19 protein-coding genes are annotated in these 25256 nt (G+C 67.4%); 15 read left to right on the top strand and 4 right to left on the bottom strand.

What is annotated here, in order from left to right:
* Window positions 1–2: 2 nt before the first annotated feature.
* Window positions 3–2204, bottom strand: a complete 2202-nt coding sequence (locus O5O43_RS01975; RefSeq protein ID WP_271085254.1) for a TonB-dependent receptor — start codon at window positions 2202–2204, stop codon at window positions 3–5.
* Window positions 2205–2321: 117 nt separating this feature from the next.
* Between O5O43_RS01975 and O5O43_RS01970 the strand changes: the two genes are divergently transcribed.
* The 9 genes from O5O43_RS01970 to O5O43_RS01930 all read left to right on the top strand — a co-directional run bounded on the left by O5O43_RS01970 (window position 2322) and on the right by O5O43_RS01930 (window position 13441).
* Window positions 2322–3224, top strand: coding sequence for an SDR family NAD(P)-dependent oxidoreductase (locus tag O5O43_RS01970; protein ID WP_271085253.1), 903 nt, complete (start codon window positions 2322–2324; stop codon window positions 3222–3224).
* Window positions 3225–3289: 65 nt separating this feature from the next.
* On the top strand, window positions 3290–4756 hold the full coding sequence (locus O5O43_RS01965; RefSeq protein ID WP_271085252.1) for a carotenoid oxygenase family protein: 1467 nt from the start codon (window positions 3290–3292) through the stop codon (window positions 4754–4756).
* A gap of 24 nt (window positions 4757–4780) precedes the next feature.
* Window positions 4781–5929, top strand: a complete 1149-nt coding sequence (locus O5O43_RS01960; RefSeq protein ID WP_271085251.1) for an acetyl-CoA C-acyltransferase — start codon at window positions 4781–4783, stop codon at window positions 5927–5929.
* 68 nt (window positions 5930–5997) lie between these two features.
* Window positions 5998–7617, top strand: coding sequence for an aldehyde dehydrogenase family protein (locus O5O43_RS01955; RefSeq protein ID WP_271085250.1), 1620 nt, complete (start codon window positions 5998–6000; stop codon window positions 7615–7617).
* Window positions 7614–8840, top strand: a complete 1227-nt coding sequence (locus tag O5O43_RS01950; RefSeq protein WP_271085249.1) for a thiolase family protein — start codon at window positions 7614–7616, stop codon at window positions 8838–8840. The genes O5O43_RS01955 and O5O43_RS01950 overlap by 4 nt, the downstream gene beginning before the upstream one ends.
* A complete protein-coding gene (locus tag O5O43_RS01945; protein WP_271085248.1) occupies window positions 8837–10321 on the top strand; it encodes an AMP-binding protein in 1485 nt (494 codons plus the stop codon). Before O5O43_RS01950 ends, O5O43_RS01945 begins: the two co-directional genes overlap by 4 nt.
* Entirely contained in the window at window positions 10318–12033 is a 1716-nt protein-coding gene (locus O5O43_RS01940; RefSeq protein ID WP_271085247.1) for a class I adenylate-forming enzyme family protein, read from the top strand. Before O5O43_RS01945 ends, O5O43_RS01940 begins: the two co-directional genes overlap by 4 nt.
* Window positions 12030–12983, top strand: coding sequence for a nitronate monooxygenase (locus tag O5O43_RS01935; protein ID WP_271085246.1), 954 nt, complete (start codon window positions 12030–12032; stop codon window positions 12981–12983). The genes O5O43_RS01940 and O5O43_RS01935 overlap by 4 nt, the downstream gene beginning before the upstream one ends.
* Window positions 12980–13441: a PaaI family thioesterase gene (locus tag O5O43_RS01930; RefSeq protein ID WP_271085245.1), complete on the top strand. Its 462-nt coding sequence runs from the start codon at window positions 12980–12982 to the stop codon at window positions 13439–13441. Before O5O43_RS01935 ends, O5O43_RS01930 begins: the two co-directional genes overlap by 4 nt.
* Here O5O43_RS01930 and O5O43_RS01925 read toward each other — a convergent pair.
* Window positions 13438–14655, bottom strand: coding sequence for an acetyl-CoA acetyltransferase (locus tag O5O43_RS01925; RefSeq protein WP_271085244.1), 1218 nt, complete (start codon window positions 14653–14655; stop codon window positions 13438–13440). The two genes, O5O43_RS01930 and O5O43_RS01925, sit on opposite strands and share 4 nt — an antisense overlap.
* 12 nt (window positions 14656–14667) lie before the next feature.
* The gene (locus O5O43_RS01920) at window positions 14668–16188 is read right to left on the bottom strand and encodes a carotenoid oxygenase family protein (protein ID WP_271085243.1); all 1521 of its coding nucleotides are present in this window, start codon (window positions 16186–16188) and stop codon (window positions 14668–14670) included.
* 134 nt (window positions 16189–16322) lie between these two features.
* On the opposite strand from O5O43_RS01920, the gene O5O43_RS01915 reads away from it, so the two are divergent.
* Window positions 16323–17510, top strand: coding sequence for an acyl-CoA dehydrogenase family protein (locus tag O5O43_RS01915; protein WP_271085242.1), 1188 nt, complete (start codon window positions 16323–16325; stop codon window positions 17508–17510).
* Between the two features lie 221 nt (window positions 17511–17731).
* Here O5O43_RS01915 and O5O43_RS01910 read toward each other — a convergent pair whose 3' ends face one another.
* Entirely contained in the window at window positions 17732–20059 is a 2328-nt protein-coding gene (locus O5O43_RS01910) for a TonB-dependent receptor (RefSeq protein ID WP_271085241.1), read from the bottom strand.
* Window positions 20060–20415: 356 nt separating this feature from the next.
* On the opposite strand from O5O43_RS01910, the gene O5O43_RS01905 reads away from it, so the two are divergent.
* The 5 genes from O5O43_RS01905 to O5O43_RS01885 all read left to right on the top strand — a co-directional run bounded on the left by O5O43_RS01905 (window position 20416) and on the right by O5O43_RS01885 (window position 25232).
* Window positions 20416–21774, top strand: a complete 1359-nt coding sequence (locus tag O5O43_RS01905) for an MFS transporter (protein WP_271085240.1) — start codon at window positions 20416–20418, stop codon at window positions 21772–21774.
* A complete protein-coding gene (locus O5O43_RS01900; protein ID WP_271085239.1) occupies window positions 21771–23402 on the top strand; it encodes an AMP-binding protein in 1632 nt (543 codons plus the stop codon). Before O5O43_RS01905 ends, O5O43_RS01900 begins: the two co-directional genes overlap by 4 nt.
* Before the next feature lie 31 nt (window positions 23403–23433).
* Window positions 23434–24372 (top strand): helix-turn-helix domain-containing protein, encoded by a 939-nt coding sequence (locus O5O43_RS01895; RefSeq protein ID WP_271085238.1) that lies wholly within the window; start codon window positions 23434–23436, stop codon window positions 24370–24372.
* 93 nt (window positions 24373–24465) lie between these two features.
* Complete coding sequence (locus tag O5O43_RS01890) at window positions 24466–24867, top strand: nuclear transport factor 2 family protein (RefSeq protein WP_271085237.1); 402 nt, start codon at window positions 24466–24468, stop codon at window positions 24865–24867.
* Window positions 24864–25232, top strand: a complete 369-nt coding sequence (locus tag O5O43_RS01885) for a nuclear transport factor 2 family protein (protein ID WP_271085236.1) — start codon at window positions 24864–24866, stop codon at window positions 25230–25232. Before O5O43_RS01890 ends, O5O43_RS01885 begins: the two co-directional genes overlap by 4 nt.
* Window positions 25233–25256: the final 24 nt, after the last annotated feature.

The raw sequence follows: 25256 nt of genomic DNA, 5'->3' as shown, positions 1-25256 counted from the left end.
GATCAGAAGCTGCGGCTGACGGCGATGCCGTAGCTGCGCGGCGGGCCGAAGACGCTGAAGCCCACGCCCACGTTCTTGATGATGTGTTGCTGGTATTCGGTGTCGCCCAGGTTCTTGCCGTAGACGGCGATCTTCACCCCGTTGGCGGCTTCCCACGAGGCGTAGGCGCTGACCAGGCTGTGCGCCGGCGAGCGGACCTCCGGGTTGTTCGACGGGTCGAAGAAGATGTCGTCCGTCCACTGATAGTCGACGCGGGCCGCCAGGGCGCCGCCCCACATGTCCCACTCGCCGTCGGCGTAGAGGGTGTACTGGCTGTCCGGCGAACGCGGCAGGGTCAGGCCGTTGTAGGGCAGGACCGACGCGCCCGAGACGGCGTTCGACGTGTATTTGGCGTCCAGCGACGTATAGGAGCCGCCGATGGTGATGGTGTTCGAGACGGCGAAGGCGCTCTCGATCTCATAGCCGTTGACCTCGGCCTGGGCGTTGGACGTGACCAGGTTCAGGCCCAGCAGCTCATAGACCTGCAGGTCGTCGTACTCGAGCTTGAAGGCGGCGGCGTTGAAGCGCAGCCGGCCGTCCATGATCGTCGACTTCAGGCCCAGCTCGTAGTTGTCGAGCAGTTCCGAACGGAGCGGCGTCCCCGCCTGCGCGGCGGTTTGAGCGCCCGAGGCGAAGGAGCCCGCCTTGTAGCCGCGGTCGTAGGAGGCATAGAGGCGCACGTTGTCGAACGGCTCGACCGCCAGGGCGATCTTCCAGGTCGGCTCCTCGAACTCGGCGTTGGCGCGGACATTGTAGGGTTGGCCCGTCGGTCCCAGCGGAATGCCGACGGGCGGATTGGCGCCGTTCTCGTTGTCCAGGGCGACCTGATGGATGTCGCGTTCGTCGTGCGTCCAGCGAGCGCCGAGCGTCAGTTCCCAGATGCTGGCGAACGGAATCGTCGCTTGGCCGAAGGCGGCGTAGCTGGTGTTCTGGGCGGTCTGGTTGAAGGTGGTGTCGCCGCCGAACGACGGGGGTGCGATCGGCAGGGCCGCCTGGACGATGAAGCGTTCCGACCGGTCCACGTCCTCGCTGAAGTAGTAGAGGCCGGCGACCCAGCTGACGGGCGAGTCCGGTTTCGAGACCAGGCGGAATTCCTGGCTGAACTGGCTGGCGTCCTCGGTCGCGCGGTCGTCGACCATCAGCGGGAAGTTCGGGAAGGGCAGGCCGCCCAGGTTGTCGCGCCAGCCGTACTCGTTGTCGCGATAAGAGGTCAGCGACACGACGTCGAAGGCCTCGGCTTCATAGCCGACCCGCACCAGCGCGCCCCAGTTGTCGCGGTCCTGATAGTTGTCCGGCGAAGAATAGCTCTGGCGCACGTCCAGCCCGGTGCGCAGGCTGTTGATCAGGGTGACGAAGGCTGGCGCGGTGCCGGCGGCGGTCACGGGGATACGGGCGTGGCCGTCCATGCGGTCGCGCGAGACGTCGACCTGGCCCAGCAGGCTCCAGGCGCCGTTCTGGCTCGACAGCGACAGACGAGCGCCATACTGGCGGCCGCCCTCAAGTCCGCGGCCCGAAGGCACGTTCTCGGCATAACCGTCGTTGGAGTTGACGCGCACGGCCAGACGGGCAGCCGAGGTCTCGCCCATCATGCGGTTGATCACCGCCTCGCCGCCCCATTCGTTGAAGCTGCCGTAGCGCAGCAGCGCCATGGTCGTGTCTTCGAACTTCGGCTTGTTCGTATAGATGTTCAGCGCGCCGCCCGAGGCGTTGCGGCCATACAGGGTGCCTTGAGGTCCGCGGAGAACCTCCACGCGCTCGATGTCGAGGAAGGCCAGAGAACTGCCGCCCGCACGACCGATGGAAACCTCGTCGATCGACACGCCGATAGACGGGTCGCTGGCGGCCGAGTCGGACGTGGTGCCGACACCGCGGATATAGAGCTGCGGCTCGCCGATGTTGAATTGGGTCAGGGTCACGCCCGGCGCCTTGGCCGCCACGTCCTGAATGCCCGTCGCCGCCGTCCGCTCCAGCGTCTCGGCGTTGAAGGCGGTGATGGCGATCGGCACATCCTGCAGCGACTGCTCGCGGCGCTGGGCGGTGACGATGACGTCGTCCAGCGAGGCGGCGTCGTCCTGAGACGCCGACTGGGCGAAGCTGGGCGATGCGAGACCGGCGGCCAGGATCAGCACGGCGGCGGACGCGGTCTTCCCGATGATGGTCTTCATGATGCAGTCCCCTTCCCTGGGTTGGCCTCCTGTTTGCCGGAAGCTCTGCCGGAGAGGCTTGCGCCAACAGACCATATTTGCAAGTCCTTTTACGCAAGTGTAGCGTGGAGGAAGTCGATGGCCGACCGATCGTTGGAAAACCGTGTTGTCGTCGTCACGGGGGCGGGGCGTGGCCTGGGCCTGGCCTATGCGCTCGATCTGGCGACGCGGGGCGCGAGCGTGGTGGTGAACACCCGGCCGAAGGCCGAGGGTCAGCCGGCCTCGGCCGATGCGGTGGCGCAGCGGATTCGCGACGCTGGCGGAAAGGCCGTGGCCTGCGCCCTCGCCGTCGAACAGGAGGGGGCCGGCGACCGGCTGCTGGCGGCGTCGCTGGAGGCGTTCGGCCGCATCGACGGCCTGATCAACAACGCCGGCGTGCCCGAGGCGATGAGCCTGCACAAACAGAGCGTCGAACAGGTGCGCGGCGTGTTCGACATTAACTTCTTCGGGACGCTGACGGCGACCTTGCCCCTCTATCGGCACATGCGCGAACAGGGGTCGGGACGGATCGTCATGACGACCTCGGCGGCCGGTCTGCACGGCGTCCACGGGATGGCGGCCTATTCGGCGTCCAAGGCGGCGGTGATCGGCCTGATGCGGGTCATCGCCCTGGAGGGCGTCTCGAAAGGGGTCCACGCCAACGCCGTCGCCCCGTACGCCCTGACCGGAATGACGGAGAAATACGTGGACGACGCCACGGCCGCCGCCATGCCCGCCGAACTCGTGGCCCCGGTGGTCAGCTGGCTTGTCAGCGAGAGCTGTCTGCTGAACGGAGAGACCATCGTGGCCGGGGCCGGAAAGGTCCGCCCCGCCTACCGCGTCGAAGGACCCGGCCTCGACTTCGGGCGCGACACGGACATCCCGCTGGCAGCGTTCGACGCGGTCCGAGAGACCCTGATGTCGGCCGAAAACTGGACCCGACCCTATGACGGCAACACCGCGTTCGAAGAGTTCCTGGCCGCTTCTCCTCCCAAGGCGTGAGACCTGACTTGCGTTAAGAAACCACGCCGCGTAACTTGTGTTTCTGGATGGATGGAGCTTGAGCCATGGCCGACGACGCCGCCGTAGCCCGCAGGATCTCGACCGGCGAACTGACCGGCCTCAACACCCTGAACCCCTATGTTCAGGGTCTGTACGAACCCGTGGCCGTCGAGACGACGGCGCTGGAACTGCCCGTCATCGGAGAAATTCCCAAGGACCTGCACGGCAGCTTCGTCCGCAACGGCCCGAACCCGCATGAGGCGCCCGAGGGGATGCACCACTGGTTCGACGGCGACGGCATGATCCACGCCGTCTTTTTCGAGAACGGCAAGGTAGAGTACCGCAACCGCTACGTCGGGACCGACGACTATCGCGCCGAGAAGGCCGGCCTCGACATCGGCGCGGGCGGGGTGCTGCGGCCCTCCTCGAAATCGCGTCCGGATTCGAAGCGCGGCGAGCTGGTCTACAAGGACACGGCCAACACCGATCTGGTCTTCCACAACGGCTCGCTGATGGCCCTGTGGTACATCTCCGGCAAACCGGTGCGCGTCGGTGCGCGCACGCTCGAAACCCTCGGCAACGAGACCTTCGGCGGCGCCCTGCCCCGCCACGTCTCGGCCCACGGCAAGGTCGATCCGCGCACGGGCGAGTTCTGCTTCTTCGACTATTCCCTGACCGAGCCGTGGATGACCTATGGCGTCGTCGATCGGAACAACGTCCTGACCAACTTCCAGCGCGTCGACCTTCCCGGACCGCGCCTGCCGCACGACATGGGGCTGACCGAAAACTACGTCATCCTGCACGACCTGCCGGTAGTCTTCACCGAGGGCGGGCTGCGCAATCACATGTGGCAGATCAAGGTCGCCGATCAGCCGGCCCGCTTCGGCGTCGCGCCGAAATACGGCACGGGCGACCAGATCAGATGGTTCGAGACCGAGACATGCTACATCTACCACGTCGCCAATGCCTGGGAGGACGGCGACGAGGTGGTCATGACCGCCTGTATGATGACGCCGAACGGCTTTCCTCCGAACCCGGAATACGGCCCCTATGCCTCGATGGTGAACGTGCTGGCGCTGAACGCCGTGCCGGTCGAATGGCGGATGAACATGGTCACCGGCGAGGTGAGGAAGCGCCAGCTCGACGACCGCATCGGCGAGTTCCCGGTCATCAACCTCGACTACACGGGCGCCAAATCGAAGTGGTCCTACCACGTCTCGATAGCGCCGGAGGAACTGCAGCGGTTCGACGGCCTGCTGAAATACGACCTCGGCACGGGTCAGGCTCAGGAGTACAAATTCGCCGACGGCGTCGGCGGCTCGGAGCCCGCCTTCGCCCCCCGCATTGGCGCGACGTCCGAGGACGACGGCTATGTCATCGTCTTCGCCACGGCGCCGGACGGGACGTCGGAGGTCCAGGTCCTGAACGCCCAGGACTTCGACAAGGGACCGATCGCCCGCATCCCCCTGCCCGCCCGCGTGCCCGCCGGCTTCCACGGCACCTGGGCGCCCGGCGACCAGATCGCGGCCTGATCGAACGCTTCGGGGGAGACCGACATGACCGCCTACATCCTCGACGCCGTCCGCACGCCGCGCGCCAAGGCCCGCCCCGACGGCGGCCTGGCCTCGCTGAAGCCGCATGAGCTTGTCGGCGGCCTGATCGACGCCCTGGACGACCGCAACGGCGGCGCCGCGCGGAAGGTCGACGCCCTGATCCTGGGCGCCGTCGGACAGGTGGGGGCGCAAGGCGCCAACGTCGCCCTGGTGTCCAAGATGCACGCCGGACTGCCCGACGACGCCTATGCCTTCTCGCTCAACAACTACTGCGTCTCGGGCCTGACCGCGATCGGGCAGGCGGCCCAGATGGTCGAGGCGGGCGGGGCGAAGACAGTTCTGGCCGGCGGCGTCGAGATGATGTCGCGGGTCCCTTTCATGGGCGACAAGGCCGACTACTACGAGGACGCCAGCTTCCCGCCGCGCACCCGGTACATCCCCGTCGTCGTCGCCGCCGACCGTCTGGCCGAGGACATCGGGGTGTCGCGCGAGGAGATGGACGCCGCCGCCCTGATTTCCCAGCAGAAGACGGCGGCGGCCGAGGGCACGCCGCTGGTGAAGTCGCGCATCGCCATGAACGGTCTCGACAAGGAAGAGCCGGCCCGCGCCTCGACCACCGCCGAGAGCCTGGCCGCCATGCCGGCCGCCTTCGGAGCCTTGGGCCAACAGTACGCCGCGGCGCTGGAAGGCCGGGTCATCGACCATCGGCACACCGTCGCGCACGCCCCGCCCATGTGCGACGGCGCCGGCCTCGCCATCGTCACGGGAGAAGCGACTGGCGCGCGGGCGAAGATCGTCGCCTATGCCGAGGCCGGGGGCGATCCGGCGGCGTCGCTGACGGCTGGCTTCACCGCCATGGACCGGGCGCTGACGAAGGCGAACCTGACCCTGGACGACATGGACCGGATCGAGTTCATGGAGGCCTTCGCCGTCACCATCGTCAAATTCATGCGTGAGCGGAACGTCGACCCCGACAAGGTCAATGTCGGCGGCGGCCACATGGCCAAGGGTCATCCGATGGGGGCGACGGGCGCCATCCTGCTGTCGTCCCTGCTCGATGCGCTGGACGCCTGCGAAGGCCGCTACGGTCTCGTCGTGGCGCACGGCGCGCAGGGTGTCGGTTCGGCCATGATCGTGGAGCGTTTGGGCTGATGGACGGGTCGGCGACAACGCTCGACGAACGCCGCCGCGCGTTGTTCGCGCGCCACGCGGAGACACTGATGGCCGCCATCGACGCGGTGCAGACGCGCAAGAGCTGGAGCCCTTACAGCGACAGTCCCTCGACCAAGATCCACGGCCCCGACAAGCCGGGCGCCGGCAAGGCGGCGTTCGAGGCGCGGCTCGGCACGACCTTCGACCTCGGTCAGCCCGGCGTCGTCGGCGAGGTCGGCGAGGAGGTCTCGCCCTTCACGCAACAGCCGCTAAACATCCGCTATCCGAAGAGCGATCCGGACGCCCTGATCGGCGCGGCCGTCGCGGCCATGGGTGACTGGCGCGAGGCGGATTTCGAACTGCGCATAGCGATCTGCCTGGAGATCGCCGCCCGTCTCTACGCCCGCAATTTCGAGATGGCCCACGCCGTCATGCACGTCGCGGGTCAGAGCTATACCCAGGCCTTCTCAGGCTCCGGCCCCAACGCGTTGGATCGCGGGGTCGAGGCGCTCGCCTACGCCGCCAAGGCCATGCGGGACGTGGCGCCGTCGGCGACCTATCATCGCCAGTTCGGCGGCGAAGCGGTCGCGCTGGAGAAGACCTATGTGCTGGTCCCGCGCGGGGTCGGTCTGGTCATCTGCTGCGCCTCCTTCCCGACCTGGAACGCCTATCCGGCGATGTTCGCCTCGCTCGCGACCGGCAACCCGGTCGTGGTCAAGCCGCACCCCATCGCCGTCCTGCCCATGGCCCTCGTGGTCCAGACAAGCCGCGCCGTCCTGACCGAGTTCGGCTTCGACCCGAACCTCGTGAGCCTGGCCGTCGATACGCTCGCCGAACCGGTCGCCCAGGATCTGGTCGACGACCCGCGCGTCCAGATCGTCGATTTCACCGGCAGCCCCCGCTACGGCGGCCATCTGGAGCGGACGGTGACCGGCAAGCTGCTGTTCACCGAGACGGCGGGCGTGAACACCGTCGTCGTCGAGAGCGTCGCCGACCTCGACGCGGTCGGCCGCGCCGTGGCCCGCTCGTCCAGCCTGTTCTCGGCCCAGATGTGCACCAGCCCTCAGGTCATCTACATCGCGCCCGACTTGTTCGCCCCCCTGTCCGCCGCCATCGTCGACCAGATCGACGCCATCGCCGACGACCCGGCCATGGCCTCGGGCATCATGGGCGCGATCCAGGGCGAGGTGTCGCTGAAGGTCGTGGCCGAGGCGCAAGCCGCCGTCGCCGACCGGCCCGGCGTGCGGACGCTCCGCGACCCCGCCCCCTACGCCCATCCACAGTTCCCGGACGCCCGCACGATGACGCCTCTGGTCATCGCCGTGGACGAGGGCCAGCAGATGGATCTGTATGCGGAGGAACGCTTTGGCCCGGTCCTGTTCCTGGTGAAGAAGGACCCTCGCGAGGCGGTGATCGAGGCAACCGATCTGGCCCGGACCAGGGGCTCCATCTCATCCTACCTCTATTCGACCGACGAGGCGTTCATCGACCGCGCGACGCCCGCCTATGAGGCCGCCGGGGCCAATCTGTCGATCAATCTCACCGGCGCGATGTGGATCAACTTCGCCGCCGCCTACAGCGACTATCACGTCACGGGACTGAACCCCGCAGGCAACGCCTGTCTGGCGGACCTGGCCTTTGTGGCGTCCCGCTTCCGCATCGTGCAGCGACGCAGACCGGCGGCGTGAGCGGCGAGGTCTTCATCGCCGGGATCTCCATGACCCGTTTCGGCAAGCGCCTCGACGACACCGTCAAGTCGCTGACCGCCGAGGCCGTGACGGCCGCCCTGTCCAACGCTGGGGCCACTATCGACGACATCGAAGCCGCCTGGTTCTCCAACACCCGCCAGCCGATGCTGGAGGGGCAGAATACGGTGCGCGGCCAGATCGCCCTGCGCCCCCTCGGCCTGACCGGCATCCCCGTGACCAATGTCGAGAACGCCTGCGCCTCCGGCTCGACCGCCCTGCTTTCAGCCATCCACTGGGTCAAGGCCGGCGCGGGCGACGTCGCCCTGATCGTAGGGGTCGAGAAGATGGTCTGGCCCGACCGTCCCGACCGCGTCGCCGCCGCCTTCGCAGGGGGGACCGACATCCATGACCGGGAGGGCGTCGTGGCCTACATCCGGGCGATGGGCGGCGAAGCCCCCGGCCCGGATCGCAGCCTGTTCATGGACCTCTACGCCGCCCAGGCCCGCGCCCACATGGCCCGCCACGGCACGACGCAGGAGGACTTCGCCCGCGTCGCCGCCAAGAACCACACCGCCGGCGCCGCCAACGACCGCGCCCAGTACCGGACGCCCATGACGGTCGATCAGGTTCTGGCCGACAAGCCCGTCGTCTTCCCCTTCACCCGCGCCATGTGCGCCCCCGTCAGCGACGGCGCCGCAGCGGCCGTGGTGGTCTCGGACCGGGGTCTGGCGCGGCTGGGTGGAGCGTCGCGCGCTGTCCGCGTGCGCGGTTGCGCCCTCGTCAGCGCAAGCGATCGGGCGGCGAACGACCTCGAGAACCACATCGGCAAACGCGCCGCGACCAAGGCCTTCGAAGAGGCCGGCCTCGGCCCGGACGCCGTCGATGTCGCCGAGGTCCACGACGCCACCAGCTACGCGGAAGTTCAGCAGATCGAGAACCTCGGCCTCGCCGGACCGGGCACGGTCGGCGCCCGGCTTCGCGCCGGAGACTTCGCGCTCGGCGGCCGGACCCCGGTCAATCCGTCGGGCGGACTGGTGTCCAAGGGCCACCCTGTCGGCGCCACCGGCATCGCTCAGATCTACGAACTGATCACCCAGCTGCGCGGCGAGGCTGGCGGCCGGCAGGTCGAGAACGCCCGCATCGCCGTGGCCGAGAACGGCGGCGGCTTCCTCGGCGTCGAGGAGGCGGCGACCGTGGTCACCGTGCTGGAGCGGGCCGCATGAACCCGATCCACGCCCTCTACGAAGGCCAGACGACCAAGGCCGCCCGCCCCGCCCTGTTCGACGGTGAGACGACCCTGAGCCACGGCGAACTCATCGCCCTCGTCGAGCGCGCGGCCGGAGACCTCGCGGCGCGCGGCGTCGGTCCCGGCGACCGAGTCGGACTGTGCGCGCGAAACAGTTGGCGGCACGTCGTGGCCTATCTCGCCATCCTGCGCGCGGGGGCGGTGTGGATGCCGCTGAACCCCCGGAACGGCGCCCGCCTCAACAGCGATTTCCAACGCCGCGCGGGCCCGGCCCTGACCCTGATCGACGCGGCCTCGACCGAGGCTGCGGGGGTGTCGCCCCGTCCCCTGCCTCTGGAGGCCTGGCTCGACGGCATCGGCTCCGCGCCCCCCCCTCCGATCACGGACGATCCGGACGCCCCCTTCGCCCTGAAGTTCACCGGCGGCTCGACCGGCGTACCCAAGGGGGTGGTCCAGCGCCAGGCCAGCGGCCGGTCGGCCCTGCGCTCGCTGTCCGAATTCTACGGCTTCACCGCCGAAGACGTGAACCTCGCCGTCGCGCCCCTGACCCACGGCTCGTCTCACTATGTCCTGCCGGTGCTGGCGGCGGGCGGCGCCCATGCCCTCCTGCCCGAGCCCGACCGCGCGGCCATCCTCCGGGAGCTGAAGACCCGCGTCTCCACCGTCTTCATGCCCCCGACCCTGATCGCTCTCCTGATGGGCGAGGCCGCATTCGGCCCCGAGGACTTCCCGCGCTTGCGCCACCTGACCTATTCCGCCGCGCCCATGTCGCCGGATCGGATCGCCCAGGCCATCCACCGCTTCGGCCCCGTCGTCTCGACCCTGTATGGCCAGACCGAGGCCCCCATGACCATCGCCGGCCTGTCGCCCGCCGACATGACCGATCCCGACAAGCGCGCCGGGGTGGGCCGCCCGTTCGCCCATACTCCGGTTCGGCTGCTGACCGCCGACGGCGTCCTCGTCGCGCGTGGCGAGGGAGAGATCGTGGTCGGCGGCGACCTGACGCGGACGCACTATCTGGACGCGCCCGAGCTGACAGCGGTGTCGCGGCACGAAGGCTGGCTGAAGACCGGGGACATCGGCCGGATCGGCGACGACGGCCTGCTCTATCTGATCGGCCGGTCCAAGGACCTGATCATCACGGGCGGCTACAACGTCTATCCCGGCGAGGTGGAGGCGGCGCTGAACCTGCATCCCCTGGTGCGCGAGGCCTGCGCCTTCGCCGAGCCCGACGAGGTCTGGGGCGAGCGGCTGGAGGCGGCGGTGGCCGCTTCGCCTGACGCCGACCCGGCCGTTCTCATCGCCTTCGTCCGGGACCGGATCGGCCCGGTGCGGACGCCGAAGAGATTGCACATCCTCCCCGACCTGCCCCGCAACCCCGTCGGCAAGGTGGTGCGCGACGACGTCCGCGCCCTCTGTCGTTCAATTCAATCCCGACCGCTGGAGCTGGCCCGATGATCGTGATCCCTAGGGACCGCATCAAGGAGATGAAGTCGAAGGGCTGGTGGGGCGACACCACGCTCGACGACCTGTTCCGCAAACATGTGGCGGCCCATCCCGACACGGAGGCCCTGGTCGATCCGCTGAACGCGGCCGATGTCGTCGGCGGCCAGCCCGACCGCCTGACCTGGCGCGAGACTGCCCACGCCGTCGATCGTCTGGCCGCCGTGCTTGTGGCCCACGGCGTCCGGAAGGATCAGGTCGTCGTCATCCAGCTGCCCAATATCGCCGAACTGACCATCGCCTATCTGGCCTGCGTGCGTCTGGGCGTCATCGCCAGCCCGGCGCCGGTCCAGTACCGCGAGAACGAGCTGGCCTACATCATCGACAAGACCGACGCCGTGGCCGCGATCACGGCCGACAGGATCGGGAAACAGCAGCATGGCGAGATGATCGTCGCGCTGAAGGGCCGTTGCCCCACGCTGAAGACCGTCTTCGTGCTGGGCGAGACCTGCCCGGCCGGCGCGCTCGATCTCGAACCCCTCATGGATGGCGTTACAGGCAAACAGCATCGCACGGCCCAGAAGGCGGCGCAGGACGCCCGCGTCACCGCCGATGACATCGTCACCATCTGCTGGACCTCGGGCACCGAGGCCCAGCCCAAGGGCGTGTCGCGCAGCCATAACGAATGGATCATCATGGGCGCCGGCGTCATCGACGCGGCGGACCTGGAGCCGGGCGCGCGCCTGCTGAACCCCTTTCCGATGGTCAACATGGCGGGCATCTCCACCGCCTTTGTCGGCTGGCTGTTGCTCGGCGGGGTCCTGATCCAGCACCAGCCGTTCGATCTGCCGATCCTGCTGAAGCAGATCCGCGAGGAGAAGATCGACTACACCGTCGCCCCGCCCGCCGTCCTGAACCTGCTTTTGCAGAACGAGGCCCTGCTGGAAGGCATCGATTTCAAGCGCTTGAAGTCGATCGGTTCGGGCTCGGCGCCCCTGTCGGAATGGATGGTGCGGACCTTCCACGAGAAGCACGGCGTGCAGATCGTGAACTATTTCGGCTCCAACGAAGGCGCGTCCTTCCCCAGCGCCCTGAAGGACATTCCCGACCCGGCCGAGCGCGCGACGCTGTTCCCGCGTCTGGGCGACGGGTTCAAGTGGAACTGCATGCTCCATGACCGGATCTTCACCCGGATCGTCGATCCGGAGACGGAAGACACCATCACCGAGGCCGGCAAGCCCGGCGAACTCAGGGTCAAGGGCGCGACCATCTTCTCGGGCTACTGGCGCGCGCCGGAGATCAACGCCCGGGCCTTCGACAAGGACGGCTGGTTCCGCACCGGCGACCTGTTCGAACTGGCCGGCGACCGGCTACAGTATCTGAAGTTCGTCGGCCGGCTGAAGGACATCGTCATCCGGGGCGGGATGAACATCTCGTCCGAGGAAATCGAGAACCACCTGGTCGCCCATCCGGCCGTCGCCGAGGCCGCCGTGGTCGGGGCGCCGGACCCCAATCTCGGCGAACGCCTTGCCGCCTTCGTCGTCTGGCGACCCGGCCAGACCGCGACCATGGAAGAGATCAACCGCTTCCTGACGACGGATCGTCAGGTCGCCGTCTACAAGCAGATCGAACGGCTGGAGACGCTGGACGCCCTGCCCCGCAATCCGGTGGGCAAGGTGCTGAAACGCGACCTGCGCGCCGCCTTCAACGAGACCGTACCCGCATGACCGCCGCCTTCGACACGCTTCGCCTGCCCGTCTTCGCGGCGCCCATGTTCCTGATCTCGGGACCGGAAATGGTCATCGCCGCCTGCAAGGCCGGGATCGGCGGGGCGTTTCCGACCACCAACTGCCGCACGGTGGAGGATCTCGACGCCTGGATGGGCCAGATCACCGATGCGCTGAAACCCGGCGACGCGCCGTGGATCGCCAATCTGATCACCCATTCCACCAACGCCCGCCTGCCTGAGGACCTGCGTCTGGTGGCCGAATACAAGCCGCCGGTCGTGATCACGGCCTTGGGCTCGCCGAAGCCGGTAATGGAGACGGTAAAATCCTATGGCGGCCTCGTCTTCGCCGACGTCGTGTCTATGAAGCTGGCGCGGAAGGCGGCCGAAGCGGGCGTCGACGGTCTGGCCTGCGTCAGCGCCGGCGCCGGCGGTCACACCGGCCACCTGTCGCCTTTCGCCTTCATCTCGGCGGTGCGCGAGTTCTTCGACGGCTATATCGCAGTCGGCGGGGGCGTGGGGGACGGCGCCGGGATCGCGGGCGCGGTCGCGGCCGGGGCCGATTTCGTCTACATGGGCACCCGCTTCCTCGCCACGACCGAGAGCATGGCCCAGCCAGCCTACAAGCAGATGGTCATCGACTCAGGTCCGGACGATCTCGTGGTGTCCGCCTCGGTCACGGGCACCGACGCGTCCTGGCTGAAACCCTCCCTGCGGGCCGCCGGTCAGGACCCGGACAATCTGGGCGGACCGGCCGAGCGCAACTACGCCTCGGGCGGCGACAACAAGCGCTGGCGCGACATCTGGGCCGCCGGTCAGGGCATCGAGGCGGTCAAGGCCGTGGAGCTGATCGCCGATGTCGTGGGCCAGCTGGAGCGGGAGTATCTCGCCGCCGTCGAGCGGTTCGCGAACAGGACGGCAGAACGCCCGGCCCTGCGCGGGGCGGCGTGAGCGAACCGGTCCGGTTCCAGCTCGATCCCACCGTCGACGGGCTGGAGCTGGTCCGGCGCTGGATGGATGCGGGGCTCGAGGTTGGGGGCTTTCTGAAACGGCTGCGGGCCCGGCCGGTCGAGGCGCGCGAAGGCTTCGTGCGCTTCACCCTGGACGTGGATGCTGGCCACCTGAACCTCATGGGCATCGTCCACGGCGGGGTCACGGCCGCCGTCGTCGACATGGCCGGCGCCTCGGCGGTGATGACGATCCTGAAGCCCGGTCAGACCCTCGCCACCACCGATCTGACGATGCGCTTCCTGAACGCCGCGCCGGGATCCGCCACTCGGCTGGACGCCACCGGAATCCTGACCTGGCGCGACGACCGCAAGGCCGTGGTGACGGTCGAGGTCGTCACGGATGCGGGCGTGGTGGTGGCTCAGGGATCGGTCGGGGTGGCGATCCGGGCGCCGCGTTAGACCCCGACGACCAGACTGACCGTCGTCGTGGTCGATCCGCCGATGTTCAGCGTCTGAACCGTCTTCGCTCCCTCGACCTGATAGTCGCCGGCCGTGCCCGTAGTCTGCTTGAAGGCATCCAGCGCCATCCGCACGCCGGTCGCCCCCACCGGGTGACCACAACCGATCAGCCCGCCCGACGCGTTGATCGGCAGCTTCCCGCCCAGCTCGATGTCGCCCGCCTCGACGGCCTTCCAGCTCTCGCCCGGCGCGGTCAGGCCAAGGTGGTCGATGGCCATGTATTCGGTCATCGAGAAACAGTCGTGGGTCTCCACCGCGTCAACGCCCGACAGGTCGATGCCGGCGCGGGCGCGAGCGTCGTCGATGGCGCGCTTCACCTGCGGGAAGACATAGGTCTGGCCCTCGCTGGCCCTGATCTTCCGCCCATAGTCGATGGGGGCGCAGCGGTGGCCCCAGCCCTTAATGCGGGGGATGCTTTCCAGCGGGATGCCGCGCTTCCTCGCATAGTCCGCCGCCCGTTCCGGCGAGGCCAGGATGATGGCGGCGGCGCCGTCCGTGACCTGGCCACAATCGGTCTTGCGAACGCGTCCCTCGATGACCGGATTGGCCTCGTCATCGTCGGTGAAGCTTGCGTTGGAGAAGCTGTAGTTCCGCGTCTGGGCGTTCGGATTGCGTTTGGCATTGTCGAAATTGATCTGGGCGATACGGCGCAGGTGACGCTCGTCGATGCCGTAGCGACGGTCGTACTCCTCGGTCAGGTCCGAGAAGGCGCGCGGCCAAGGATAGGTGGCGTCCAGATACTCGTGCCCGGCCCAGGCGGCGGCGCCCAGATGCTCGGCCGCCGTCACGCCCGGCACGTTCCGCATCATCTCCAGACCCAGGACCATGGCGGTCCCGTATCGCCCGGACTCGATGTCGGCGGCGGCGGCGAGCACCGCCAGGCTGCCCGAGGCGCAGGCCGCCTCGTGGCGCGAGGCCGGCATGCCGGTGAACCGCTCGTCGGTCATGGCGAAGAAGCCGCCGAGCATCCCCTGACCGGTGAAGAGGTCGCCGACGAAGTTGCCGACGTGACCCACGTCGATGTCCTCGGGCTCCAGTCCGGTCTCGTGGAGCGCGCCGTTGACGGCCTCCGCAAAGCCGTCGCCGATCTCCAGCCCTTCGCGGGCGTAGTTGCGCGCGAAGTCCGACTGCCAGCCGCCCAGTATATAGGTCATGTCAGGATATCCTTACGCTGCGTTGGCGGCCTTGGAGGCCCGGATGGTCTCGCCCTGCTCCCAGGTCGCGTGGGTGCCGCTGGAGATCCGGCCGGGCAGGATGATCCGCGCCACCGGCCCATCGGCCAGCTTCCTCGCATCATAGATGACGCATTCGGACCGGTCCTCGATCATGTCGGTGACATAGGTGATCAGATAGCCGTCGTCCTCCTCCGTCGCCCCCACGCGCGGCGCGAAGCCGGGTTCCGACCCGTACCGCTCCGGCCCGAAGTCGATGGCCCAGCTCTCGAGCGTGTCCATGTCATGCTTGACCAGACCGGTGAACAGGAACCAGCCGGGCTTGGAGACCGCCGAATAGGCGTAGCGGTATTTCACCCCCGCGAACTGGTTGTTGATGATGCCGAACTCCAGCACCCGGTCGTCCAGCCGCTGTTCCGTCGTCTCGCCCGTCGTTAGGTTGAAGCGCCAGCGGTGCAGCTTGGGCTCCAGCATGTTCTGGTCGAGGAAGGTCATGATCCGCTCGTACTGCGGCCAGGCGTCCGGGCTGGTCTTGGGCACCGGATTGTCCTGGAAATAGCCGTCCAGAACGATGCTGTCGCCGTCTTCCCAGGCGTTCAGGAAGTGCAGAACATAGGTCGCATTGCTCTCGAACCAGCGCACGTCGTCTTGGCCGCCGAAGCGCGGGATCAAGCCGAAGCGGGACTTCATGTCGGCGTGGAATCGAGCGACGTGAAAGCCCTTGGGCAGCAGATCCTGCTCCCAGAACAGAGGGAAGTCGTTCAGGATCGACCAGTTCGTCGTGAAGGCCATGTCGTGCGGCAGGCGCGGTCCCGGCAGGGGCACCGGCGTCAGGTGCTTCAGCTTATTGTCCGCCCCGACGACGCCGTAGTGCATGTAGGGCGCGGTCTTGGAATAGTTGAAGAACAGCAGCTCGCCCGTCTTCGGATCGACCTTGGGGTGGGCCGAGATGCCCTCGGGCGGGCACCAGCCGTCCGTCCCCATCGGCTCCAGCGTGTATGGATCGATCCGATAGGCCTCGCCGCACTGGTAGAAGGTCGAGAGGATCGCCCCGGCATGGATGATGACGTCGGTCGACGACGAATCCTTCAAGCCGCCGTGCGCGCCCCAGCCGGGCTCTTCCGACAGGGACGGATGTTCGGCCAGACCGGCCCACAGGGCGCGGCCCGCTTCCTGTTCGGCCTGGAAGCCCTTGGTGCGGACGAAGCGGTTGCGGTAGCTGGCCTTGCCGTCCTTGAAGCTGATGGCGTGCAGCATGCCGTCGCCGTCGAACGGGTGATAGCGGCCCAGTGGCTGATGCACCGGGTTCTCGGTGTTGCGGACATAGACGCCATCAATGTCGGTCGGGATCGTGCCGATGACGACCATGTCGTCGGCGGTGTGTTCTTCGTGCTGCGGCGTCCACGCGCCCTGCATATAGGGGTGCTCGCGCTCGGTCAGGGTCGCCTTGAACGGCGCCTGCGCCACGTCGCCCTTGAAGGCCGTGCGGGCCTTGCCCGTCTGTTCCAGTCCCATCGCACGCTCCTTGATCCGCAGGGCCGTCGCCCAGTGGGTTGCGTTAGAATACCATTCTTGCGGCGGATGGCGAGAGGGGATTAGTATGAAAGTGAAAGCGACGCCGGATGCACTGGCGCGACAGGAAGACGACCATGGCCGATCACACCGCGCCCGCGCTCGATTTCGACGGACTGCGCCCGCCCAGCCCCTTTCTGACGCCCGAGCATGACGCCTGGCGGGCCAAGCTGCGGGGGTTCGTCGAGGGCTATATCGCTCCGCATCTGGACGAGTGGGACGCAGCTTCCGACTTCCCCGACAGCCTCTACAAGGACGCCGCGCGCGAGGGCGTCAGCGGCATGGGCTTCCGCGAGGATCTGGGCGGCACGGGCGAGACCATCGACCTGTGGCATCGCATTATCTTCGCCGAAGAGTTCTTCCGCCTCGGATCCGGCGTCGTGTTCGCCGACCTCGCCACGCCCTGGATCGCCCTGCCGCCGATCATCTCGGGCGGGACGCCCGAGATGCTGGATCGCGTCGCCCGACCGGTGCTGGCGGGGGACAAGAAGATCGCCTTCGCCGTGACCGAACCCGGCGGCGGGTCGGACGTGTCCGGCTTCACCACCACCGCTGAACGGAAAGGCGACGTCTTCGTCGTCAACGGCGGCAAGACCCTGATCTCGGGCGCGATGAAGGCTGACTTTCTGCTGACGGCGGTGCGGACCGGCGGCCCTGGAATGGGCGGACTGTCGATGCTGCTGATCGAGACGGACCGGCCGGGTGTGACACGCGGGCCCCTGCCCGGCCTGCAGTGGTACAACAAGAACAACGGCTGGCTGAAATTCGACAACGTCGAGGTCCCCGTGACCAACCTCGTCGGTGTCGAGAACCGGGGCTTCGCCGGCCTCGCCAGCCAGTTCAACATCGAGCGCTTCTCCGGCATCGCCGCGACCCTGGCCATGACCCGCACCTGCGTCGCCGAGGCCATCGCCTTCGCCCGCGAGCGCCAGACCTTCGGCAAGCGGCTGATCGACCACCAGGTCATGCGCCACAAGATCGTGGACATGGTCCAACGGCTGAAGGTCGCCTACGCCATGCTCGACATCCTGGTCTGGCGCTTCTCGCGTGGCGAACTGCCGGTCGCGGACCTCGCGCTTCTGAAGGTGCAGGCGACGACGACGCTGGAGCATTGCGCCCGCGAGAGCCTCCAGGTCCTCGGCGGCCGCGCCTACACCGGCGGCAACCGCGTCGAACGCATCTACCGCGAGGCCCGGATCTTCGTCATCGGCGGCGGGTCGGAGGAGATCCTGCGCGATCTGGCGGCGAAACAGATGGGGTTCTAGGAACCTGCCCGCGTCTCCTCCGCACGCAGTGGGGAGGTGGCTCGAAGCGAAGCGGAGATACGGAGGGGTTCTTTCTGCGCGCGCCAAGACCCCCTCCGTCTGCTCGCGAAGAGTTCGCATCCACCTCCCCATCTTCGATGGGGAGGAGACAAAAATAGGCCCCGCTGCTCACACAGCGGGGCCAGTCGTCTCAGGTCAGGAAAACCCGGAAGGAATGCGGCTCAGAAGTTGCGCCGCAGGGTGACCCCGTAGGTGCGGGGATCGCCGAGGAAGGCCGAGTAGGATCCCGTCTGGAAGGTCGCGGGGATCACGCGGCGATAGTAGTCCTGGTCGAACACGTTGCGTGCGTAGAGATCCAGTTGCCAGGCCTCGTTCGCGTCGCGAAGCGAGAAGCGCACGTTGGCGGTGGTGAAAGACGGCTGGATCCGGTTCGGATCGAAGCCGCCGGTGAAGAACTCGGACGAGTAGCGGGCGTCCGCGTAGGCCACGCCGGTCAGGCTGCCGCCGATCGGGAACTCATAGGTGATCGAGGAGACGTTGACCCAGTCGGGCGACTGCTCCAGCTCCAGACCTGAGTACTGACGGTTGCCCACGTTCACCGGATAGTAGGCGTCGGTGTAGCTGAGGCCGTTGGTCAGGGTCAGGCCGTCGGTCGGCTCCCAGGTGATCTCCAGCTCGGCGCCCTTGGTGACGACCTCGGCCAGCGAACGGACCACGAAGCTGACGCCCGTGAACTCGATCAGCTGGAAGCCCTCGAACGTCTGGTAGAAGGCCGCAAAGTTGGCCCGCAGGCTCCGGTCGAAGAACTCGCCCTTCAAGCCGAACTCATAGGCGTCGACCGTCTCCTCGACGAAGGCCAGATCGGCGGCGTTCGGCGTGGCCGGCGTGGTGAAACCGGCACGGTCGAAGTTGTAGCCCCCCGACTTGTAGCCCCGCGAGTAGGACAGGTAGGTGTTGAGTTCCGGGCTGATCCGATAGGCGATGTTCGCCGTGCCGGTCGTGGCCTTTTCCGTACGCGAGTCCGAATCGCCCGATGGATTCAGACGGGTATCCCAGAAGGGCGCGCAGAAGCGCGTGATGCCGGCGGCGTCGCTGGTGCGGACCGCGCTGTCACAGGCCGGGTTGAAGTTCTCGCCCCGGAAATCGATCTCCTTGTCGTTCTGCGTGTAGCGCAGCCCGGCGGTGATGCTCAGCGCGTCGGTGACGTGGAAGACGTTGTGGGTGAACAGGGAGAAGTCCTGTCCGCTCTGCTCGCCGATGCCGCGCGCGCCGTCGCCGGGACGGAAGGCCGCCAGGGTCGAGGCCTGGAAGGTCGCCGCGCCGCCGTAGATCAGCGGATAGTCGGCGCCGATCCGATAGGCGCTGTCGTTCAGGACCGTCTCGTCTGAATAAAAGAGCCCGACCAGCCAGTCCAGATTGCCCGCGTCACCCTGCAGCCGGAGCTCCTGGGTGAAGACGTCGAACTTCTGGTGCAGGCCGTTCGGAGCGAAGAAGCCCAGATCGGCGCCCGAGTGGTCGAAGTCCTGCGAGCGATAGGCTTCCCAGCTGCGGAAGGCGGTGACCGAGTTCAGCGTCGCCCAACCCATGTCCCACTGGCCCGAAGCCGAGACGCCGCCGTCTTCGATGTCTTCCTGGTTCCGCCGGACGTTGTTCTTGGAGGCCTGACGATCGAACGGATTGGTCGAGGTGTAACCGATGCCGCCGCGAGCCGCCGCCAGCTGATTGACCAGATTGTAGGTCGGTCCGGCGATGGCCAGGACGGCAACGCAGCAGTTTTCGTTACGGTTGGTGTAGTCGGCCGAGAAGGTCCAGCTGACATTCTCCGTCGGGCGCCACAGCAGTTTGGCCCGCACGAACTGACGGTCGAGATTGTCCAGTCTCTGGTCGGAATTGGCGTCCTTGTAGAAGCCGTCGCGCAGTTCGTAGGACCCTTCGATCCGCAGAGCCAGTTCGTCGTCCACCAGCGGGATGTTGATCGCGCCCGACAGACGGCGGTCGTCGTAGTTGCCGTAGGTGCCGGTGATGTTGCCGCTAAAGCCGTCGAAGCTCGGCTGTTTCGTCATCACGTTGATGATGCCCGAGGAGGTGTTGCGACCGAACAGGGTGCCCTGCGGACCGCGCAGGACCTCGATGCTCTGCAGATCGCCGAGCTCGGACAAGGCGACGCCGGTGCGGGCCCGGATGACGCCGTCGATGATCACGCCGACGGAGGATTCCAGACCGGGATTGGTCGAGGTCGTGCCCACGCCGCGGATGCGGATCGAGGAGTCGGCGCCGCCGCCCGGCGTCTGGAACTGGACGCTAGGGGCCAGGCTGGTTAGCTCGCGGATGTCGGTGACGCCGGAGTTTTCCAGCTGTTCGCCGCCGACGGCGGTGACGGCCACCGGCGCCTCGATCAGTCGTTGTTCGCGACGGGTCGCGGTGACGATGATCTCATCGACGCGCGTCGCCTCCTGCTCCAAGGGAGCGGTCTGGGCGAAGGCCGGGGACGCCGAAAGCGTCGCGGCGATGAGCAATGCGGATACGCTGACTGTGCCTCTGATATTCACGCCCTATCCTCCCTTGAGCCCCCGTTAGCCGAGGTGCTTCTGGCTCCGATTTGTAACTGGCGAATTGAGACTGTCAAATAGCTTTTGTAATCAGACCATCTTGTGTGCTTCAGTGTGAGTTCGGCGACACGTTCCGGCACAGCTTGGGGCGTTTCGCGGTCGACCGGCCAGAGAGCCGGCGGCATTTCGGACACTAAAACGTTCCGGAACAGGGAGTTGAGAGTGAGTGACCAGCGATCAGTCGGAATTCGACGCCGTGCAGTTCGTTGCCGAACCAGCCGCGAGCCCGGCATCCTTGCCGACCATCTCGCACCTGCGAGAGTGACTTTCATCTTGAGATTGAACAGGATCGCGGCATGAGCGCGCATGACGGACTGGCGGGCGTTTCGACCCCTTCGACGCCTCGTGTCTGGCCCCGGTCGGGATGGGCGTGGTTCGCCGTCGCCGCCCTGATGGTGGCCTATACCTCCAGTTTCATCGACCGCCAGATCCTGACCCTCCTGGTCCAGCCGATCCGGGCCGACCTGACCATCACCGACACCCAGTTCAGCCTCCTGGCCGGGATCGCCTTCTCCCTCTTCTACACCGTCATGGGCGTGCCCCTGGCGCGGCTGGCGGACCGGGGCAGCCGCCGCTGGATCATCTTCTGGGGCATCGTGGTCTGGAGCGTGATGACCGTGGCCTGCGGTCTGGCCAACAGCTTCTGGGCCCTGTTCGCCGCCCGCATCGGCGTCGGCGTCGGTGAGGCCGCCCTGTCGCCCGCCGCCTATTCGATGATCTCCGACTACTTCCCGCCCCGTCAGCGGGCGCGGGCTCTGGCCGTCTACTCCATGGCGCCCTACCTCGGCGCCGGTCTGGCCCTGATGATCGGCGGCGCCGTGATCGATGCGATCGCCCAGGCCGGCGCTTTGGACCTGCCCTTCGTCGGCGAGCTGGCGCCCTGGCAACAGACCTTCGTCCTGGTCGGCGCGCCGGGTCTTCTGATCGCCGCCCTGTTCCTGATCGTGCGCGAGCCGCCCCGTCACGGCGTGACCAAGGCGGACGCCCAGTCGGGCGTGCTGAAATACATGTGGTCGCGCCGGTCGACCTTCTACATGCTGATCTTCGCCTTCTCGATCTTCGGCATGGCAGGCATCTCGTACTTGGCCTGGGCGCCGGCGGTGCTGATCCGCCAGCATGCGATGACCCCGGCCGACGTCGGCTTCGCCTACGGACTGGTGCTTCTGCTGGCCGCCACGCCAGGCGTACTCGTCGGTGGCTGGATCACCGACTGGTTCGCCAACAAGGGCCGCACCGACGCCCCCGTCCGCGTCGCCATCCTGTCCCTCGTCGCCAGCATCCCCTTCGCCGTCGCCATGCCGCTGATGCCGTCGAAAGAACTGGCCATCGCCGCGCTGGCGGGCTTCAGCTTCTTCGCCGGGGTCATGAACAGCCTGCCGGCCACCGCGCTTCAGGCCGTCGCTCCGAACCAGCTGCGCGCCCAGATCACGGCCATCTATTTCTTGATCGGCAACCTGATCTCGCTCGGCCTCGGCCCCACCGTCGTCGCAGCGATCAGCGACCAGTGGCTGGGCGGAGACGCCAGCATCGGCCTGTCTCTCGCCATCGTCAGCGGCGTCACCGTCGCCGTCGCCGCCCTGATGCTGGGTCGCGCCCTGAAGCCCTTCCGCGACAGCGTCGAGGAGGCCCGCGCCTGGCAGGAGCCCGCCCGGTGAGCGACCCCCGCCTCAGCCTCCCCTGGTTCGACCCGACCCCGCCGACCGCCGAACAGTGCGTCATCCCCCGGCTGATCGACCGCTGGGCGGCCGAGACGCCCGACACGGTCTTCATCCGCTTCGAGACCGGCGAGACCTGGACCTGGGCCGAGACCCGCAGCCGCGCCCTGTCGACCGCCGCCGCCCTTCAGGCGCGGGGGGTGACAGGCGGTGACATCGTCGCGGCCTGGGCCCCCAACGGTCCGGCCCTGGTCCGCGCCTGGTTCGGCGCCAACTACGCGGGCGCGGCGCTCGCCCCTATCAACACAAGCTTCCGCGGCCGCCTTCTCGAACACGCCATCGGCAAGACCAGCGCGAAGACGATGATCGTCCACCCCGATCTCGCCCCACGTCTGGAAGGCCTGTCGCTGGGCGCGGTCGAGCGACTGATCCTGACCGGCCCCTCCGGCCCTCTGGACCTGCCGGTCGAGATCGAACAGGCCTCAGCCCTCGACGGCGATCCCGCCGCCTGCACCATCTCACCCCAGCATCCGCACGACCCGCCGGTGATCATCTTCACCTCCGGCACGACCGGTCCGTCCAAGGCCGTCGTCACCTCCTATGTGCAGGAGTGGACCACGGCCAAGGTCACCTACGGCTACATGGCCCAGTCCGACCGGATGCTGGTGAACCTGCCGATGTTCCATGTCGGCGGCATCTCGGCGATCACGGCGGCGGTGGCTTGCGGCGGCTCGGTCGCCCTGTTCGAGGCCTTCGACACCCGCCGCTTCTGGGACACGGTGCGCGAGACCGGATCCACGGTCTGCTCCGGCCTGATTGGCGCCCTGACCTCTTTCCTGATGAAGGAGCCGCCCAGACCCGACGACGCCGACAATCCCCTGCGCATGGTCACCCTGTCGCCGATCAACGAGGACACCGCCGCGCTGGGGAAACGGTTCGGGTTCGACTACCTGTCCGGCTTCAACATGACCGAGGTTTCCGGCCCCCTGATCAGCGCGATCAACGACCCCGTCATGCGCTCGTGCGGCCGCGTCCGCGTCGGCATGGAGTGCCGCATCGTCGATGACCACGACAACGAAGTCCCGCATGGCCAGCCGGGCGAACTGGTGATCCGCTCCGACAATCCCTGGACCCTGTTCTCGGGCTATCTCGGCGATCCGGAGGCGACGGCCAGGGCTTGGCGCAACGGCTGGTTCCACACCGGCGACCTGATGTGGCGCGATGCGGAGGGCTGTTTCTTCTTCGTCGATCGCAAGAAGGACGCCATCCGCCGGCGCGGCGAGAACATGTCCTCGCTGGAGATCGAGATCGAGGTCACGGCCCACCCGTCCGTCCGCGAATGCGCCGCCTATGGGGTCGACCTGCCGGGCGGCGAACAGGAGGTCATGGTGGCCGTCGCCCCGATCGAGGGCGCCGAAATCGACCCGCGCGAACTGGTCGAATGGCTGATCCCGCGCATGACTCATTTCATGGTGCCGCGCTATGTCCGGGTCGAGGCCTCCCTTCCCAAGACCCCGACCAACAAGATCCAGAAAACGGGCCTCCGCGATCAAGGGGTCACGTCCGAAACCTTCGACCGCGAGGCCGCCGGACTGGTGGTCCGACGCCAGAAATTGACGGTTGCTTGATAAGACCTAACGGCGTCGCCTAAGAGGGGTCATGTCCCGCGTCGCGCCGAAAATCCGTCTGGTTCCAAAGAGCTCGGTCAACCGCGCCCTGAACGCGCTCGGCGACCGCTGGAGCCTGCTTGTGGTGCAGGAGGCCTTCCTGGGGGCCACCCGGTTCGAGGAATTCCACGCCCGTCTGGGGGGCGCCCGGTCGACCCTGTCCAGCCGTCTGGCGGCGCTGGAGCGCCACGGCATCCTGGTCAAGAAGCCCCAAAGGGACGAGGGCGCGCGCATGGCCTATCACCTGACGCCGCGCGGTCTGGGCCTCTTCGATTCCATGATGCTGATGTGGGGCTGGGGCGTGCGCTGGGGCGTGACCGGCGGCCGGGCCCCGACCGTCTTCACCCACGCCGACTGCGGCAAGGCCATGCTGCCTGAGTTGCGCTGCGGCGGCTGCGGCGAGCCCCTGACGCTGCACACCTGCTCCTTCACGCCCGGCCCCGGTCAGGGGATGGAGAAGCTCCCGGTCCAGCGTATGCACCGCCGCCGCCAGCCGAACGACGAGGCCCCGACCATCGAACTGGTCGATCTGCTGGGCGATCGCTGGACCGCGCTTGTGGTCTCCGTCCAGTATTTTGGCCTGCACAAGTTCGACGAGATCCAGGGCGTTCTGGGCATCGCCTCCAACATCCTGACCGACCGTCTGCGGACGCTGGAGATGTCGGGCATCTTCGAGCGCCGGCTCTACGAGATGACGCCGCCCCGCTACCAATATCGGCTGACGACCAAGGGGCGGGACCTCTATCCCCACGCCCTGACCATGATGACCTGGGCCGACACCCACCTGAAGGACCGGGCCGGACCGCCCGTCCACATCAAGCACGTCTGCGGCGAACCCTTGAACGCTCAGGTCTGCTGCAGCGCGTGCAAGGGCCGCCTGAGCCTCGAGAACGTGCTGATGAAGGCTGGCCGGATCAAGTCGGCCGGCTGAGGATCAGTTCGAATGTGAAAGCGTCGTTGGGGCGCTTGCATAAGCAGACTTATGGTCCTAGCGTTCAATCAAAGAACGACAGGGAGAGACGCCGTGGGTCAGAACATGCAGGTCGTGGAGGCCATGATGGCCGCCTGGAAGAAGCGCGATGTTGAAGGCTTCATCGCCACCCTCGCCGACGACATCGAGTACCACTGGCACCCCACCAAACGTCCGGCCGTCGGCAAGGACAAGATGCGGAAATTCCTCTCCAACTACGAAGCCGGCTTCGACCAGCAGGAGTGGCGCGTCACCCATTCCGCCGAGAACGGCGAGGTTCTGTTCGTCGAGGGCATGGAGGTCCTGGTCGACCGCGCGACGGGCGTGAAGATGGACAATCCCTTCGTCCAGGTCTTCCAGGTCCGCGACGGCCTGATCTACCGGATGCGCGACTACTACGACACCTCCCAGGTCCACGCGCCCGCCAAGCCGGACGCGCAGAAAGCCTCGGCGTGACCAGTCCGATCGAGCGTCTGCGGGCGCTGATGGCGGTGTCGGAGGCTCGCGACACGCCCGCCTTCCTCGACTTCTTCGCCGACGACGTCGAATACCACTACCACGTCGGCACCCGGCCCCTGATCGGCAAGGACTGGGTCGACAAGTTCATCACCCGATACTGGGCCAACCATTCGGCGACGAAGTGGACGCTCGTGAACTGGGCCGAGAACGGCGACAAGGTCCTGACCGAGGGGATCGAGGACTACGTCAACGCCGACGGCGTCGAAGTCTCCCATCCCTACATGGGCATCATCGAGTTTCGGGACGGCAAGATCGTCGCCTGGCGCGACTATTTCCAGATGAAGGACCCGGCGGCCGCTTGAGGCGCAAGCGGCAGGCTTAGGAAT

The organism is Brevundimonas sp. NIBR11 (assembly GCF_027912535.1).
Taxonomy (GTDB): Bacteria; Pseudomonadota; Alphaproteobacteria; order Caulobacterales; family Caulobacteraceae; genus Brevundimonas.
Note: the sequence above shows the minus strand (reverse complement) of the source record. Positions and strands in the feature narration are given on the sequence as shown.